Origin of the sequence: Erwinia sp., from assembly GCF_049696395.1 — a bacterium.
In the GTDB taxonomy this organism is placed as follows: domain Bacteria; phylum Pseudomonadota; class Gammaproteobacteria; order Enterobacterales; family Enterobacteriaceae; genus Erwinia.
In genome coordinates this window covers 15,961-30,231 of record NZ_JBAVTT010000023.1, presented here as the reverse complement: position 1 = coordinate 30,231, position 14,271 = coordinate 15,961, and the positions used below count along the sequence as shown (strand labels likewise).

Here is a 14,271-nt window from a genome sequence, read left to right as displayed (position 1 = left end):
TGGTGGAGCTGGCGGGAGTTGAACCCGCGTCCAGAATTACTACACCGTCGGCACTACATGCTTAGTCCAGTCTTTACATTCGCCGGTTAGCTGCGAACGGACACGCCACTAACCAACTAGCCTGATTAGATTTAGTGTTTCAGCCCCAGGCAGGACATCCACACGAGTTCTTTTGTTTTTGACCTCTCTTGATCCCCGTCCTAAGAACGGAGGCTAGGGAGAGAGGGCTCTGAGCAGGTTATTAAGCTGCTAGTGCGTAGTTTTCGTCGTTTGCAACTATTTTTTTGCGGCTTTTAACGAGGCAAACCGCCCCTCGGCATGCTCCTAGGGCTTCGCAAATCCTGTCGAATCCAGAATCAGCCCCATGTACTACTGTGAAGCAGTATAACAGAAAAACCTGTCGCTACGCCAGAGGCTTAGCGATTGGCGTGTTTCATGATACGTGCTTTGTCGGTCTTCCATTCGCGATCTTTGATGTCACCGCGCTTATCGTGCTCTTTCTTACCTTTAGCTATGCCGATTTTCAGCTTGGCCCAGGCATTTTTCCAGTACAGCGATAAGGCCACGATGGTGTAACCATCACGGTTTGCCTTATCGAACAGGACGGCGAGTTCTCGTTCCTTAAGCAGAAGCTTGCGGGTACGAGTAGGGTCGCAGACCACATGAGAAGATGCACCAATCAGCGCCTGGAATGTTGCTCCGAACAGAAAGGCTTCACCATCACGCAGCATAATGTAGCTTTCACTGATGTTAGCCTTACCGGCGCGGAGTGATTTGACTTCCCATCCCTGGAGCGACAGTCCCGCTTCGAATTCATCTTCAATGAAGTATTCATGGCGGGCCCGTTTGTTCATGGCAATGGTAGCGGAACCGGGTTTATGTGCTTTTTTCTTAGTCATAGTGCCACTTAGTTTACATGAAGCAGTGATTGAAGGCATCCCCTGTAACAAACGAGACGGGGAAAAGCGCTATTTTAGCAGAACGCTGGCGGCTGAGAATTTTTGTTTGCCTGCCGGCAATGGTATTATTGGAAAGTTGAAGATTAACAGGAAACGTTATGTCTCAGATTAGTCGTTCCGCGTTGGTGCCCTACAGCGCAGAGCAGATGTTCCGGTTGGTAAATGATGTGGATGCCTACCCGGAATTTCTACCAGGGTGTACCGGTAGCCGTATTCTTGATGCCAGCGAACAGCAGATGACCGCTTCGGTAGATGTCTCTAAGGCTGGGATCAGCAAAACGTTTGTCACGCGCAATACGCTGACAGATAACCAGAGCATTGCTATGCACCTGGTTGATGGCCCGTTCCGCAAATTAACCGGCGGCTGGAAGTTCACTGCGCTCAGTGAAGATGCCTGTAAGGTTGAGTTGAGCCTGGATTTTGAGTTCACCAATATGCTGGTAGAACTGGCCTTCGGGCGGGTCTTTAAAGAACTGGCAAGCAGCATGGTGCAGGCGTTTACCAAACGCGCGAAAGAGGTCTACAGTGCCTGATATCGCGGTTGAAGTGGTTTATGCACTGCCAGAAAAACAGTATCTGTACACGGTTAACGTGGAAGAGGGTTCGACTGTGGAGGAGGCCATCAAAGCTTCCGGCATTCTTGAACTCAGAAGCGATATCAACCTCGCCAGCAACAAAGTGGGTATTTTTAGTCGCCCGGTAAAACTGGCGGATGAAGTGCACAGTGGCGATCGTATTGAGATTTATCGTCCGCTACTGGCTGACCCGAAAGAACTCCGCCGCCAGCGCGCCGAACGTGCGGCAAAAAAATAAGGCGCCTTAGCGCCTTACGATTTCATCAACAAGCCTGCTGTTAACCGCTTTTCTTGCCGTTCAGGGTTGGCTTGTTATCAATATTGGTCAGCGTACCGCTACCATCAAAGGTCAGCGTCAGCGTCTGCTGAGTCACAGGCTCATGGCCTGGCTCCTGACGGAACACGTAATACCAGACGTTGCTACCAAACGGGTCGCGCATCATCGGCGTGCCCAGGGTGTAAGCCACCTGCTGTTGCGTCATGCCGGTATGAATTTTGGAAACGTCATTCGCAACCAGGTAGTTGCCCTGGTTGATGTCCGGGCGGTAAACCACTCGCTCCAGAGTGGAACATCCAGCAGTCATCATCAGAAGAACCACCGCCGCAGCAGTCAGCGTTTTACAGCGCATAAGTATCTCTATTCCTTTTCGGGCCAACAATCTGGCTGCATCGAACATTCGCGACGATTACAGCGTAAGAAGACGATGATAATAAACCTTTCCGCAGTTTGAAACCTCTACGGAGCAAGGATATGACCACAACAGGCCAAAAAAGTGCGGCAATCAGGCTGCTAAAAGCTCCTTTGCGTTCGCCAGCGTGTTGCGAGTCACCTCGCTACCGCCCAGCAGACGGGCCAGTTCCTGCAGTCGGGCACGTTTATCCAGCGGCTGCATATGGGTTTCCGTCATTTCACCATCGGTCTCTTTACTGACGTAGAAATGATGATTACCACAGCCCGCAACCTGCGGAAGGTGGGTTACACACATCACCTGAGTGGATTCGCCCAGTTGACGCAGCATCTTGCCGACAACGGCGGCTGTAGGACCACTGATGCCCACATCCACCTCATCGAAAATCAACGCTGGCGTATCCATCTTACGTGCAGTGATCACCTGAATGGCCAGCGCAATACGCGATAGCTCACCGCCAGAGGCAACTTTAGACAGCGGCTGAAGCGGCTGACCAGGGTTAGTGGTCACGCGGAAATCAATGCGGTCTGCTCCTTCGGCGGTCAGATGATCGGCATTGAATAACACTTCAATACCCAGCCTACCGTGTGGCATGGAAAGCGCATGCATGCTCTCGCCAATCAGGCGGCTCAGTTCTTCCGCGAAATGCACCCGGCGCTGATGCAACTGCTCAGCACAGGTCATCGCCGCACGATGATGGCGAGCGACGGTCTGCGTCAGTTCATCCTGATCGCTCTCCTGCTGATCGAGGAGACTTTGCTCTTCCAGCAACTGCTGATGGAAGAGCGGCAGCTCTTCAGGGGAAATATGGTGTTTGCGTGCCAGAGCGATCTGTTTAGAGATCCGCTGCTCCAGTTCATGCAGACGATTAGGATCGAGATCCAGACGCTCACAATAGTGACGCAGCTCATCGCTGGCTTCACTGATTTGAATGGCGGCTTCATCCAACAGTTTGTACACGCCGCTGAGCTTGTCATCCATCGTCAGCAGCTCGCTAAGCAGTTGCTGCGCCGTGTACAGCTGATTCTGCAAAGTCATCTCCTCGCCGTCAGCCAGTAGCATCAGAGCCTGCTGACTGGTGGAAAGCAGCTGACCGCTGTTGGCCAGACGCTTGTACTCTTCATCAATCGCTTCATATTCGCCGGTCACTGGCGCGAATTCGTTCAGCTCTTTCAACTGATACTGCAAAAGCTCACGGCGAGCTTCGCGTTCCTGAGAGAGTTGCTGATGCTGAGCCAGTACACGGCAGCTTTGGTGCCAGGCACGATAGCTGACAGCCATTTCCTGCATCAGTCCCGTTTCTCCGGCGTAGCCGTCGAGCAAGGTTTTCTGGTGTTCAGGTTTCAACAGCAGCTGGTGAGCATGTTGGCCGTGGATCTGGATCAGTAACTGACCCAGGTCACGTAACTGAGAAAGGGGAACCGCCGTCCCGTTGATAAAACCGCGAGAGCGCCCATCACTGCTGATTACCCGGCGTAGCAGGCACTCATTGCCTTCATCAAGCTGGTTATCAACCAGCCATTGCAGGGCAGAAGGGGTGTCTTTCAATGAGAAGCGGGCGCAGATATCGGCGCGGGAAGCGCCAAGGCGAACCATATCCGCTTCCGCCCGACCGCCAAGGCACAAGCCGAGCGCATCAATAGCAATGGATTTCCCGGCGCCGGTCTCTCCGGTGATGGCGGTCATGCCACGCTGAAAATCGATTTCAAGTTCACGAACAATCGCAAAATTACTGATGGTCAGTTGTGCCAGCATAATGGTATTCCTGTATGTAAACACAGATATGGTTTTCCATACAGTATATACTGGTTTTATAACCAGTAAAGTAGCTGACGCTGGTTTTTAAAACAATTTTTTCGACCAGGCGAGTTTAGAGCTCAGCGTATTGAAATAGTTGTAGTTTTGCGGGTGGATAAGATTGAGGTGATCGTTATTCCTGCGGATCAACACGTCTTCACCTTCCTGAATGGGCAGCGCAATCTGGCTGTCACAGCTCACTTCCAGGTCGCTGCGCATATGGGAAAAACGCAGACGAATGGTACTGCTGCTGTTAATCACCAATGGCCGTGCTGAGAGTGTATGCGGGAACATCGGCACAATAGCGATAGCATCCAGAGAAGGCGTTAAAATTGGGCCGCCCGCTGAAAGCGAATAGGCCGTAGAACCGGTTGGTGTGGAGATAATCAGGCCATCAGAACGTTGAGAGAAGGCAAAGGACTCATCAATGTAGACCTCGAACTCAATCATATGGGCGACTTTGCCCGGGTGCAGCACCACTTCGTTAATCGCTGTACCAATACGGGGTTCACGGCCCTGGCGACAAACCTGTGCTTCAAGCAGGAAGCGGCTCTCTGTGATGTATTTCCCTTCCAGCACGTCGGCTAGCTGTTGTTGGGCATTATCCGGGTCGAGGTCCGTCAGGAACCCAAGATTGCCACGGTTAATCCCAATAACTTTGATATCGTATCGGGCCAGTACCCGCGCCGCGCCCAGCATGTTGCCATCACCGCCAACGACTACGGCAAGATCTGCGCGCTGACCAATTTCAGCCAACGTTCCGGTTTCTACGTCCGTCAAATTCAGCTCGCGGGCGATCTGCTGCTCAATGATCACCTCGTAGCCTTTAGTTGTCAGCCAGCGGTAGAGCATCTCGTGTGTCGTCAACGCGGTAGGATGGCGCGGATGGCCCACAATACCGATGCAGTTGAAATGTTTGTTCATGATGCTGGCGTTCCTCATGAGGTAAACTACCTCAGACAATGTGACGGGTTCCCTTGAAACCGCAGTTCTGATCCCCATAATAAGCGAACCAGCGAGATGAATGTGCATAAACGCGGAGAAATTCATGAGTAGTAAAGAACATAACACCCCAAACGAGCAAGTCTCAGACGAAATCGAGATGGAGCAGGCGCAGAATCAGGGCGCTGATACAGCCGAAGCGGTTGATCCACGTGACGAGCGTATTGCCGAGCTGGAAGTCCAGCTGGCTCAGTCTCAGGGCGGCGTACGTGAAGCCCAAATCCGTGCCCAGGCTGAGATTGAGAACATCCGTCGCCGTGCTGAAGTGGACGTCGAAAAAGCGCACAAATTTGCGCTGGAAAAATTTGCCAACGAACTGCTGCCAGTGATCGATAGCCTGGAGCGCGCGTTGGAAGTGGCTGACAAGAGCAATCCTGAACTGGCCTCGATGATCGAAGGGATTGAGCTGACGCAGAAATCTCTGTTAGGTGCCGTGCGTAAATTCGGTGTGGAAGTGATTGGCGACGTTAACGTGCCGTTCAACCCTGAATTGCACCAGGCGATGTCGATGATGGAATCTGATGATGTAGCCCCTAACCACGTTCTGATGGTGATGCAACGAGGTTACACGCTGAATGGCCGTCTGCTTCGTCCGGCGATGGTTGCCGTAGCGAAAGCCAAGGCATAAATGCCCGGCACCAGTAAAAAAAGCACCTTCGGGTGCTTTTTTTTATGCTGTTATTCCGGCAAAACGGGCTGCCAGTCGATCGGTTTTTCGCCGTGCTGCTCCAGCCACTCGTTGGTGCTGGAGAAATGGCCGCTGCCAAAAAAGCCGCGATGGGCAGAGAGTGGGGAAGGGTGAGGGGCCAGCAATACATGGTGTCGCTGGCGATCAATAATGCTTCCCTTCTTCTGCGCGTGGGCTCCCCACAGCAGGAATACCACCCCTTCGCGGTGTTCGTTAATCGCACCGATCACTCTGTCAGTGAAGGTTTCCCAGCCAAACTTTGCATGTGAATGCGCATTGCCGCCTTCAACAGTCAGCACCGTGTTGAGCAGCATCACGCCCTGACGCGCCCAGCTCTCCAGGAAGCCGTGCTGCGGGCGTACAAAGCCTGGAATGTCTGTCACCAGCTCTTTATACATATTTACCAGTGAGGGCGGTACAGCCACGCCAGGCAGTACAGAGAAGGCCAGGCCGTGAGCCTGATTGGGCCCGTGATAGGGATCCTGTCCGAGGATCACCACTTTGATGTCGCCTAATTCAGTCATACGCAGCGCATTGAACACATCTTTTTGAGGCGGATAGACGATTTTGCCCGACGCGCGCTCGTTAGCCACTTTAGCCAGCGTCTCAATAAAATAGGGCTTCTCTTTTTCCTCTGCCAGCACGTCGTGCCAGGTCAGTGTGTTGACCATTTTCGCCTCCTTAACGTTTTGCCCCGTAGCTTAACGTGGATCCGCAACCGGTAAAACTTAAAATAATGTTGATATTTTTCAAAAAAATATGAAACAAGAGGTTGGCGAAAATTGAGATAAATCATAAAGTTGCTCAAGAGTCTCTTTTTGTAAGTGGCTCGATATTGATTTTGGTCAAAGAAACACCACTCTCAGGCTGATATACAGATCGGATGTAAGTTTATCCTGTTCATTTATCCTTGCTGATAGTTATCAGCCCGCACCTGCCTGGAGGCACAATCATGATTACCGGAATTCAAATTACCAAAGCATCTAACGCCGGTCTGCTGAACTCATTCTGGCTGTTGGACGACGAGAAAGCTGAAGCACGTTGCGTCTGCGCCAAAGCAGGTTACAGCGAAGATCAGGTAGTCCCGGTCAGTGACTTAGGTCAGATCGAATACCGTGAAATTCCATTGGAAGTGAAGCCGGAAGTGCGTGTGGAAGGCGGGCAACATCTGAACGTTAACGTCCTGCGCCGCGAGACCTTACAGGATGCCGTTGATCACCCAGAAAAGTATCCTCAGCTGACCATCCGCGTTTCTGGCTATGCCGTGCGTTTCAATTCATTGACGCCAGAACAGCAACGTGACGTTATTGCCCGTACCTTCACAGAAAGTCTGTAAAGATCGGCAAAAATCCACAGTAATAGTCATGAAAACAGGTGGCGTGTTGAAAAGTGCACCACTGTGATTTTCTCTGTAATGCAATGAAAGTTATTTAAAATAAGGATTTGTTGCATTCAGGTTGAAAATTTCGAAGGTGATAATGGTTGTGCTCACCCTGAAAAGGGGTCGTAAGCGTTATTTTACTGAATGACAGTCCTAAAAAAACCGCCTGATGAGGGCGGTTTTTTGTTGTGCGGTGCAATTATTCAGCACTGTCCGGTTTGGCAACAGCCGTTGGTTTGCGACGCTTACCAATATTCCTGGTATCACGGTGGCGCTCTTTAGCACGTGGCTGGGCGTCTTTCGCTTCGGTCTGTTTCTGCTCTTTACGCTTTGCCAGCACTTTCTTCGACGGCTTGCCGTTCAGCTTCTCGCTAGGCGGGCGCGTTGTTGGGCGCAGCTCGTCAATGGTGCGTGATTTCAGCGGCTCTTTAATGTAGCGAGTCACTTTACCCAGCAACACGTTGTCGTGCGCTTCGACAAGAGAAATCGCAATGCCTTTCTTACCAGCACGCCCAGTACGGCCAATACGGTGCAGATAGGTATCGGAAGTGCGTGGCATATCGAAGTTGAACACGTGGCTGACATCTTCGATGTCGATACCGCGTGCGGCTATATCGGTAGCGACCATCACGTTTACACGCCCATCGACTACACGTTTGATCGCTTCGTTGCGCTTGAACTGCTCCAGTTCGCCTTCCAGATAGCTGGTGTTGATGCCAGCTTCACGCAGCCAGCCACACAGCTCGTGCACACGCTCACGTTTACGCACAAATACCACTGAACGAGTGACTTCAGGCTGTTTCAGCATGTGGATCAGCAGTGCGGTTTTATGCTTAATGTCATCCGCACGGTAGTACCACTGCAGAATTTTTTTACGTTCGCGGCGGGCCGGATCGGCTTCAATTTCTTCCGGCTCGTTCAGCAGACGTTCAGAGAAGTCTCTGATGGCTTCGCCTTCCAGCGTTGCGGAGAACAGCAACGTCTGCTTGCGCCAGCGAGTTTCAGCCGCAATGGTTTCGATATCCTGGGCAAAGCCCATGTCCAGCATACGGTCCGCTTCATCAAGGATCAGCGATTCTACCGCGCGGCAGTCAAAGTTCTCTTCTTTGATGTACTGCAACAGACGGCCAGTGGTTGCTACCACCACGTCCTGGTTTTCGCTGAACACTTCCGCGTGGTTCATATACGCAACGCCACCGGTTATCGTCGCGATATCCAGATGGGTATATTTGGCAAGCTCACGGGCCTGATCGGCAACCTGCATCGCCAGTTCGCGAGTAGGGGTTAAGATCAGAACGCGCGGCGGCCCGGATTTTTTACGGGGGAAGTCGAGCAGATGCTGAAGCACGGGCAGCAGATAAGCCGCCGTTTTGCCTGTACCGGTTGGTGCCGAACCCAGAACGTCACGACCCTCCAGTGCAGGCGGGATCGCAGCGGCCTGGATAGCCGTAGGGCGTGTATAGCCCTTGTCCTGCAGAGCTTTCAGCAGGCTTTCATCAAGTTCGAGTTCGGAAAAAGTGGTTACAGTCATGGTCTACCTCAGTTTGGGGCGCTGATTATAGACAGATTGAACACGATCTTCATCTGTTTGTGTGGTCTTAATGACTTTTCCTTCCCTGGATATTGTCCTATGCTAGCGCCGTTTCCATTTCAGGTCAGTCAAATGTCTCAACAGAAAGCGGTTCTTCGCGCCAACGGTTTTACCTTCAAACAGTTTTTTGTCGCCCACGATCGCTGTGCGATGAAGGTGGGAACCGATGGCGTTTTGCTGGGTGCCTGGGCGCCAGTAGCAGGTGCGCAACGCGTACTGGATATCGGTACCGGCAGCGGACTGATCGCGCTGATGCTGGCGCAGCGAACCGGGCAAGATGTTGAGGTCGATGCCGTTGAGCTGGACGAGCAGGCCGCAGGACAAGCGAAGGAAAATGCCGCCGCTTCGCCATGGGCAAACAGAATTCATATCTGGCAGGATGACATCGTTCTTTGGTCAAAAAAGGCCGATCAGCGGTATTCGCTGATAGTCAGTAATCCGCCTTACTTTGTTCCAGGTGTTGATTGTGCCAGCCCTGAACGCGCTTCAGCTCGTTATACCACGGATTTAACTCACGATGTGTTGCTGGGCTGCGCAGAAGAGTTAATCACTGAAGAAGGGTTTTTCTGTGTGGTGCTGCCGGCAACGGCGGGGGATAAGTTGGTTGAACTGGCCCAACAGCGCGGCTGGCATCTTCATTGCCGGACGGATATTTCAGACACTGAAATGCGCCCGCCAAATCGTGTGCTGCTGGCGCTGTCACCTAAGCCTGGTGAGCTGTTTGTTGACCGCATGACCATTCGCGGGCCAGACCACAATTATTCCGAAGCGCATTGCAGCCTGACGCGCGACTTCTACCTGTTCCGCTAATTACGGCGAGAGCAGGGTAGGTTTAGCCTCGTCCAGCAAGTTTGGATAGTCGAGTGTGTAATGCAGACCCCGGCTCTCTTTTCTCTCCATCGCACAGCGGACAATCAACTCAGCAACCTGAACCAGATTTCGCAGCTCAAGCAAATTGTTGGAGATGCGGAAGTTAGCGTAGTACTCGTCAATTTCCTGTTGAAGCATGTTAATGCGGCGCAGCGCTCGCTCAAGGCGTTTGGTGGTGCGCACAATCCCTACGTAATCCCACATTAACAGGCGAAGCTCGTGCCAGTTATGCTGGATCACTACGCGTTCATCAGAATCATCGACCCGGCTTTCATCCCATTGTGGCAACTCTTCCGGCATGCTGGCGTCCTGCAGATGCAGATTGATGTGCTCAGCGGCAGACCAGCCATACACCAGACATTCCAGCAAGGAGTTTGAGGCCAGTCGGTTCGCGCCATGCAAGCCGGTGTAGCTGACTTCGCCAATGGCATACAGCCCGGTGATATCTGTCAGGCCTTGCTGATCAACGACGACACCGCCGCAGGTGTAGTGGGCTGCCGGGACGATTGGGATCGGCTCCTTGGTTAAGTCAAAGCCCAGCGTTTGCAGTTTTTCATCAATCATCGGGAAATGGGCGCGGATGAAATCAGCCGGTTTATGGCTGATATCCAGATACATGCAGTCCGCGCCGAGGCGTTTCATTTCGTGGTCGATAGCGCGGGCGACGATGTCACGCGGGGCAAGCTCAGCACGTTCGTCGAATTCGGGCATGAAACGGCTGCCATCAGGACGCTTAAGGATAGCGCCTTCACCACGCAGCGCTTCCGTTAACAGGAAATTCCTCGCGTCGGGATGGAACAGACAGGTTGGATGGAACTGGTTGAACTCAAGGTTCGCTACACGACAGCCTGCACGCCAGGCCATGGCAATTCCGTCACCGGAGGCGACATCCGGATTGGTGGTGTACTGATACACCTTTGCAGCCCCGCCTGTTGCCAGCACCACTGAGCGAGCCCGACAGGTTTCTACTTTTTCGCGTTTGCGGTTCCAGATATAGGCTCCGACCACGCGACGTTCGCCTGGCAAACCAATTTTGTCGGACACAATCAAATCGACCGCATTGCTGCGCTCAATAATGCGAATATTAGGGTGGCTTAGCGCCTGGCTGACCAGCGTAGTTTCCACCGCGCGCCCTGTAGCATCAGCACTGTGTAGAATTCTGCGGTGGCTGTGGCCGCCTTCGCGGGTCAGATGATAACGGCCTTCCGAGTTATCCGGGTTTTCTTTATCAAACAGCATACCGTTATCAATCAGCCACTGAACACAATGGCGCGCATTGCTGGCAATGAAGGAGACCGCATCGCGATCGCAAAGCCCTCCGCCAGCAATCAGGGTATCTTCAACATGGGATTCAATACTGTCCGTCTCATCGAAGACAGCAGCAATCCCGCCCTGAGCGTAGAAGGTTGACCCTTCGCTGACCGGGCCCTTACTCAACACGGTGACCTGATGCTTTTCAGCCAGGCGTAAGGCCAATGTTAAGCCCGCGGCACCGCTACCAATGATCAACACGTCACAGCTGTATTCAGATGAAGAAGTCATAGTGTTTAATTTACTAAACAGGTTGTTTGCTGAGCATAGCACTCAACTTCGGCGCAAAAAAAGGCTTTTTCGTGATCAACAGGCAGAGTGTGAGCTGACCGAGAGTTTGGTAAATGTAAGAATTAAGTCAATTTGCGTCAATTCAGCGGCAATAAGGTTTAATATTGAGAACAGGCTTGGATTACCGTGATTTTAAGGTGAAAAAACGGTGTTCATGGGGTACTCTGCGGCGTTGACGGGACTCTTTATGCCAACAGGCAAAAGAGCAAAGGGGGCAGTGGCTGCTTAATCAGTCAGAAATCATAAAAATGATCGCTGATTTATCCTTTCCGGCTAAACATCACAATTAAAATGGCGCAACGGAACTTTACTCATGATGATCACTCAAAGCGCATGCTTGCTCGAAAAATATGAGTTATTGCGGGAAGTTCAAAAACGCGTGGAACATGATTTGGGGAGACATTACCTCGGATGAGCGAGCAGTTAACGGATCAGGTCCTCGTTGAGCGAGTACAGAAAGGAGATCAGAAGGCCTTTAATTTACTGGTGGTTCGCTACCAGCACAAAGTGGCGAGTCTGGTTTCCCGCTATGTCCCCTCCGGAGATGTCCCTGACGTAGTGCAGGAATCCTTTATAAAAGCCTATCGTGCGCTGGAATCTTTCCGCGGCGACAGTGCGTTTTATACCTGGCTCTACAGGATTGCCGTCAATACGGCCAAAAATTACCTGGTTGCTCAGGGGCGTCGTCCACCGGCCAGCGATGTGGATGCGATTGACGCAGAAAACTTCGAAAGTGCAGGTGCACTGAAAGAAATTTCGAACCCTGAGAACTTAATGTTGTCTGAAGAATTGAAGCAGATAGTTTTTCGCACCATTGAGACGCTGCCTGAAGATCTCCGCATGGCGATCACCCTCAGGGAGTTGGATGGTTTGAGCTATGAAGAGATAGCCGCCATTATGGATTGTCCGGTAGGTACGGTACGTTCCCGTATTTTCCGTGCGCGAGAAGCTATTGATAATAAAATTCAACCGCTTATCCAACGCTAGTCATAGCGTACACAGGAAGGGTACTGAGGCATGCAGAAAGAACAACTTTCCGCTTTAATGGATGGTGAGGCTTTAGATAATGAAGTTTTATCCGCATTGTCTAAAGACGCTACGCTGCAGAAAAATTGGGAAAGCTACCACCTGATCCGCGACACAATGCGTGGCGACGTTGCTCAGGTTATGCATTTCGATATTGCCGCACGCGTTGCCGCCGCCATTGAACTTGAGCCGGTCCACAAAACCACGACGCTGATCCCTGAAGCGCAACCAAAACCAGAACGCTATGAAACTATGCCTTTCTGGCACAAAGTGCGTCCATGGGCAGCCCAGCTCACACAGGTTGGCGTTGCTGCCTGCGTGTCACTGGCCGTGATTGTGGGTGTTCAGCATTACAACCAGCCACAGAATGGTCAGCCGCAGTCAGATTCGCCGGTATTTAACACGCTGCCGATGATGGGGCAGGCTTCACCAGTCAGCCTTGGCGTGCCTTCTGCTGAAAGCGCGACCAATAATACCACTGCCAGCCAGCAGGTTCAGGACTCGCGTCGTCGCGTAAACGCCATGCTGCAGGACTATGAATTGCAGCGTCGTTTGCATTCCGACCAGCTTCAGTTTGAGCAGGCGCCCGAACAGCAGGCCGCTGTTCAGGTTCCCGGTAATCAGTCGTTAGGAATTCAGCAGCAGTAATGAAGCAACTTTGGTGTGCCGTCAGCCTTATGGCTGGCAGCCTGATGTACTCCAGTGTCGCCCCGGCGGAATCAACCACCTCCGGGGCGCTCTTGCAACAGATGGAGCAGGCCAGCCAGTCTCTCAGTTATGAATTCGCCTATATCAACGTTTCACGGTTAGGGATTGAATCCTTACGTTATCGTCATGCCATGCTGGGCGACAAAATTTACGCTCAGCTGCTGCAGATGGATGGTCCGCGCCGTGAGATTATTCAGCGAGGGAGCGAAATCAGTTATTTCGAACCTGGCCTGGAGCCTTTCACTTTACCGGGCGATCATATTGTCGATTCACTGCCTTCCCTCGTTTATGCCGATTTCCGTAAGCTAGCCGATGACTATGATTTCGTCCCGGTTGGGCGGACGCGTATCGCCGATCAGCTGTGCGAAGTCATCCGCATTGTGGCGCGAGATGGAACCCGTTACAGCTATATCGTCTGGCTGGACAGCGAAACCAAACTGCCTCTGCGTGTCGATTTGCTGGACAGAGACGGCGAAACGCTGGAGCAATACCGCGTAATTAGCTTTGCAGTGGATGATGGCGTTAAGAATGTGATGAGGGGGCTGGAAAAATCCACGCTTCCTCCAGCCTTGTCCGTCCCACAGAGCGAGAAAGTGGCGTTAAGCTGGAAAGCTGGCTGGTTACCCACCGGCATGAAAGAAGTGACGCAAAGTCGCCGACAGATCCCTTCACTGAACAAACCGGTTGAATCCCGTCTTTACTCTGATGGCTTGTTCAGCTTCTCCATCAACGTCAGCGCAGCGGATAAATACAGTTCTCCGCAGTTAATGCGCACTGGGCGTCGTACGGTGCAGACTGAAGTGCGTAATAATGCGGAGATTACTGTAGTTGGCGAATTGCCACCTTCAACCGCTAAACGCATTGCAGATGCGGTCAATTTAGGATCGACACCATGATGAGAGAATGGGCCACTGTGGTCTCCTGGAACAATGGCATAGCCACGCTGCATTCAGAAATTAAAACCTCCTGCAGCAGCTGTTCTGCGCGGAAGGGCTGCGGCAGCCATATGCTGGATAAACTCGGGCCCAAAAACGCTCATGTGATGAAAGTCGCCAGCGTAGAACCGCTGGAAGCCGGGCAGCGGATTGAACTGGGCATTGCCGAAAAAAGTCTGCTTAGCTCAGCGCTGCTGGTCTACATGACCCCGCTGGTCGGATTATTCATCCTGGCCGGCGTGTTTCAATCATTGTTTCATAGCGATCTGGCCGCTGCTTCAGGCGCATTGCTGGGTGGGATTGGCGGCTTTATCCTTGCCAAAGGCATCTCCAGTTATCTGGGTAAGTCGGCCTCCTTTCAGCCGGTGATTTTAAGTGTTGCTCTGCCACCTGATGCTTTGCGTGTAGAAATGGACCGTTAAACTTTATAATCTGCCGTGCTCACGGC

General features: G+C 52.2%; 16 protein-coding genes and 1 other RNA gene. 9 read left to right on the top strand and 8 right to left on the bottom strand.

The genetic code is table 11. The features are described 5' to 3' along the window. Both ssrA and smpB read right to left on the bottom strand, forming a co-directional pair. Window positions 1-364: a transfer-messenger RNA gene (gene ssrA, locus WCC56_RS03325) on the bottom strand. A gap of 52 nt (window positions 365-416) precedes the next feature. Then, entirely contained in the window at window positions 417-899 is a 483-nt protein-coding gene (gene smpB / locus WCC56_RS03320; protein WP_424691018.1) for an SsrA-binding protein SmpB, read from the bottom strand. A gap of 158 nt (window positions 900-1,057) precedes the next feature. On the opposite strand from smpB, the gene WCC56_RS03315 reads away from it, so the two are divergent. After that, window positions 1,058-1,492, top strand: a complete 435-nt coding sequence (locus WCC56_RS03315) for a type II toxin-antitoxin system RatA family toxin (RefSeq protein ID WP_424691017.1) — start codon at window positions 1,058-1,060, stop codon at window positions 1,490-1,492. Further along, a complete protein-coding gene (locus WCC56_RS03310) occupies window positions 1,485-1,772 on the top strand; it encodes an RnfH family protein (protein ID WP_424691016.1) in 288 nt (95 codons plus the stop codon). Before WCC56_RS03315 ends, WCC56_RS03310 begins: the two co-directional genes overlap by 8 nt. 40 nt (window positions 1,773-1,812) lie before the next feature. Here the strand turns inward: WCC56_RS03310 and bamE are convergent, their stop codons facing one another. The 3 genes from bamE to nadK form a co-directional block, all read right to left on the bottom strand. After that, window positions 1,813-2,163: an outer membrane protein assembly factor BamE gene (bamE, locus tag WCC56_RS03305; RefSeq protein WP_424691015.1), complete on the bottom strand. Its 351-nt coding sequence runs from the start codon at window positions 2,161-2,163 to the stop codon at window positions 1,813-1,815. Between the two features lie 153 nt (window positions 2,164-2,316). Next, window positions 2,317-3,978, bottom strand: coding sequence for a DNA repair protein RecN (gene recN, locus WCC56_RS03300; RefSeq protein ID WP_424691014.1), 1,662 nt, complete (start codon window positions 3,976-3,978; stop codon window positions 2,317-2,319). A gap of 87 nt (window positions 3,979-4,065) precedes the next feature. Then, complete coding sequence (nadK, locus tag WCC56_RS03295) at window positions 4,066-4,944, bottom strand: NAD(+) kinase (RefSeq protein WP_424691013.1); 879 nt, start codon at window positions 4,942-4,944, stop codon at window positions 4,066-4,068. Window positions 4,945-5,068: 124 nt separating this feature from the next. Here nadK and grpE point away from each other — a divergent pair, with 124 nt between their 5' ends. Next, window positions 5,069-5,650 carry a nucleotide exchange factor GrpE gene (gene grpE, locus WCC56_RS03290; protein ID WP_424691012.1) on the top strand — a complete coding sequence of 194 codons (582 nt, stop codon included), beginning with the start codon at window positions 5,069-5,071 and terminating at the stop codon, window positions 5,648-5,650. Window positions 5,651-5,700: 50 nt separating this feature from the next. Here the strand turns inward: grpE and ung are convergent, their stop codons facing one another. After that, complete coding sequence (gene ung, locus WCC56_RS03285; RefSeq protein WP_424691011.1) at window positions 5,701-6,381, bottom strand: uracil-DNA glycosylase; 681 nt, start codon at window positions 6,379-6,381, stop codon at window positions 5,701-5,703. Window positions 6,382-6,662: 281 nt separating this feature from the next. Between ung and grcA the strand changes: the two genes are divergently transcribed. After that, window positions 6,663-7,046, top strand: coding sequence for an autonomous glycyl radical cofactor GrcA (gene grcA / locus WCC56_RS03280; protein WP_424691010.1), 384 nt, complete (start codon window positions 6,663-6,665; stop codon window positions 7,044-7,046). A gap of 244 nt (window positions 7,047-7,290) precedes the next feature. On the opposite strand, the gene srmB is transcribed toward grcA, so the two are convergent. After that, the gene (gene srmB / locus WCC56_RS03275) at window positions 7,291-8,622 is read right to left on the bottom strand and encodes an ATP-dependent RNA helicase SrmB (RefSeq protein ID WP_424691009.1); all 1,332 of its coding nucleotides are present in this window, start codon (window positions 8,620-8,622) and stop codon (window positions 7,291-7,293) included. Window positions 8,623-8,754: 132 nt separating this feature from the next. Here srmB and trmN point away from each other — a divergent pair, with 132 nt between their 5' ends. Further along, window positions 8,755-9,492 carry a tRNA(1)(Val) (adenine(37)-N(6))-methyltransferase TrmN gene (trmN, locus tag WCC56_RS03270; protein WP_424691008.1) on the top strand — a complete coding sequence of 246 codons (738 nt, stop codon included), beginning with the start codon at window positions 8,755-8,757 and terminating at the stop codon, window positions 9,490-9,492. On the opposite strand, the gene nadB is transcribed toward trmN, so the two are convergent. Continuing rightward, window positions 9,493-11,094 carry an L-aspartate oxidase gene (nadB, locus tag WCC56_RS03265; protein ID WP_424691007.1) on the bottom strand — a complete coding sequence of 534 codons (1,602 nt, stop codon included), beginning with the start codon at window positions 11,092-11,094 and terminating at the stop codon, window positions 9,493-9,495. 471 nt (window positions 11,095-11,565) lie between these two features. Here nadB and rpoE point away from each other — a divergent pair, with 471 nt between their 5' ends. Genes rpoE through rseC form a run of 4 tightly spaced genes read left to right on the top strand, consistent with a single transcriptional unit; the run spans window position 11,566 to window position 14,245 of the window. Next, window positions 11,566-12,141, top strand: coding sequence for an RNA polymerase sigma factor RpoE (gene rpoE, locus WCC56_RS03260; RefSeq protein WP_424691006.1), 576 nt, complete (start codon window positions 11,566-11,568; stop codon window positions 12,139-12,141). 30 nt (window positions 12,142-12,171) lie between these two features. After that, window positions 12,172-12,828, top strand: a complete 657-nt coding sequence (gene rseA / locus WCC56_RS03255; RefSeq protein WP_424691005.1) for an anti-sigma-E factor RseA — start codon at window positions 12,172-12,174, stop codon at window positions 12,826-12,828. After that, window positions 12,828-13,784, top strand: coding sequence for a sigma-E factor regulatory protein RseB (gene rseB / locus WCC56_RS03250; RefSeq protein ID WP_424691004.1), 957 nt, complete (start codon window positions 12,828-12,830; stop codon window positions 13,782-13,784). The genes rseA and rseB overlap by 1 nt, the downstream gene beginning before the upstream one ends. Continuing rightward, on the top strand, window positions 13,781-14,245 hold the full coding sequence (gene rseC / locus WCC56_RS03245) for a SoxR-reducing system protein RseC (RefSeq protein WP_424691003.1): 465 nt from the start codon (window positions 13,781-13,783) through the stop codon (window positions 14,243-14,245). The genes rseB and rseC overlap by 4 nt, the downstream gene beginning before the upstream one ends. Window positions 14,246-14,271 lie beyond the last annotated feature (26 nt).

Bases quoted from the DNA above. Each gene is read 5' to 3' on its own strand.
- rseA (WP_424691005.1), top strand. From the start codon at position 12,172: ATGCAGAAAGAACAACTTTCCGCTTTAATGGATGGTGAGGCTTTAGAT.
- nadK (WP_424691013.1), bottom strand. From the start codon at position 4,944: ATGAACAAACATTTCAACTGCATCGGTATTGTGGGCCATCCGCGCCAT.
- trmN (WP_424691008.1), top strand. From the start codon at position 8,755: ATGTCTCAACAGAAAGCGGTTCTTCGCGCCAACGGTTTTACCTTCAAA.
- ung (WP_424691011.1), bottom strand. From the start codon at position 6,381: ATGGTCAACACACTGACCTGGCACGACGTGCTGGCAGAGGAAAAAGAG.
- bamE (WP_424691015.1), bottom strand. From the start codon at position 2,163: ATGCGCTGTAAAACGCTGACTGCTGCGGCGGTGGTTCTTCTGATGATG.
- nadB (WP_424691007.1), bottom strand. From the start codon at position 11,094: ATGACTTCTTCATCTGAATACAGCTGTGACGTGTTGATCATTGGTAGC.
- rseB (WP_424691004.1), top strand. From the start codon at position 12,828: ATGAAGCAACTTTGGTGTGCCGTCAGCCTTATGGCTGGCAGCCTGATG.
- rpoE (WP_424691006.1), top strand. From the start codon at position 11,566: ATGAGCGAGCAGTTAACGGATCAGGTCCTCGTTGAGCGAGTACAGAAA.
- grcA (WP_424691010.1), top strand. From the start codon at position 6,663: ATGATTACCGGAATTCAAATTACCAAAGCATCTAACGCCGGTCTGCTG.
- recN (WP_424691014.1), bottom strand. From the start codon at position 3,978: ATGCTGGCACAACTGACCATCAGTAATTTTGCGATTGTTCGTGAACTT.
- WCC56_RS03315 (WP_424691017.1), top strand. From the start codon at position 1,058: ATGTCTCAGATTAGTCGTTCCGCGTTGGTGCCCTACAGCGCAGAGCAG.
- grpE (WP_424691012.1), top strand. From the start codon at position 5,069: ATGAGTAGTAAAGAACATAACACCCCAAACGAGCAAGTCTCAGACGAA.
- srmB (WP_424691009.1), bottom strand. From the start codon at position 8,622: ATGACTGTAACCACTTTTTCCGAACTCGAACTTGATGAAAGCCTGCTG.
- smpB (WP_424691018.1), bottom strand. From the start codon at position 899: ATGACTAAGAAAAAAGCACATAAACCCGGTTCCGCTACCATTGCCATG.
- rseC (WP_424691003.1), top strand. From the start codon at position 13,781: ATGATGAGAGAATGGGCCACTGTGGTCTCCTGGAACAATGGCATAGCC.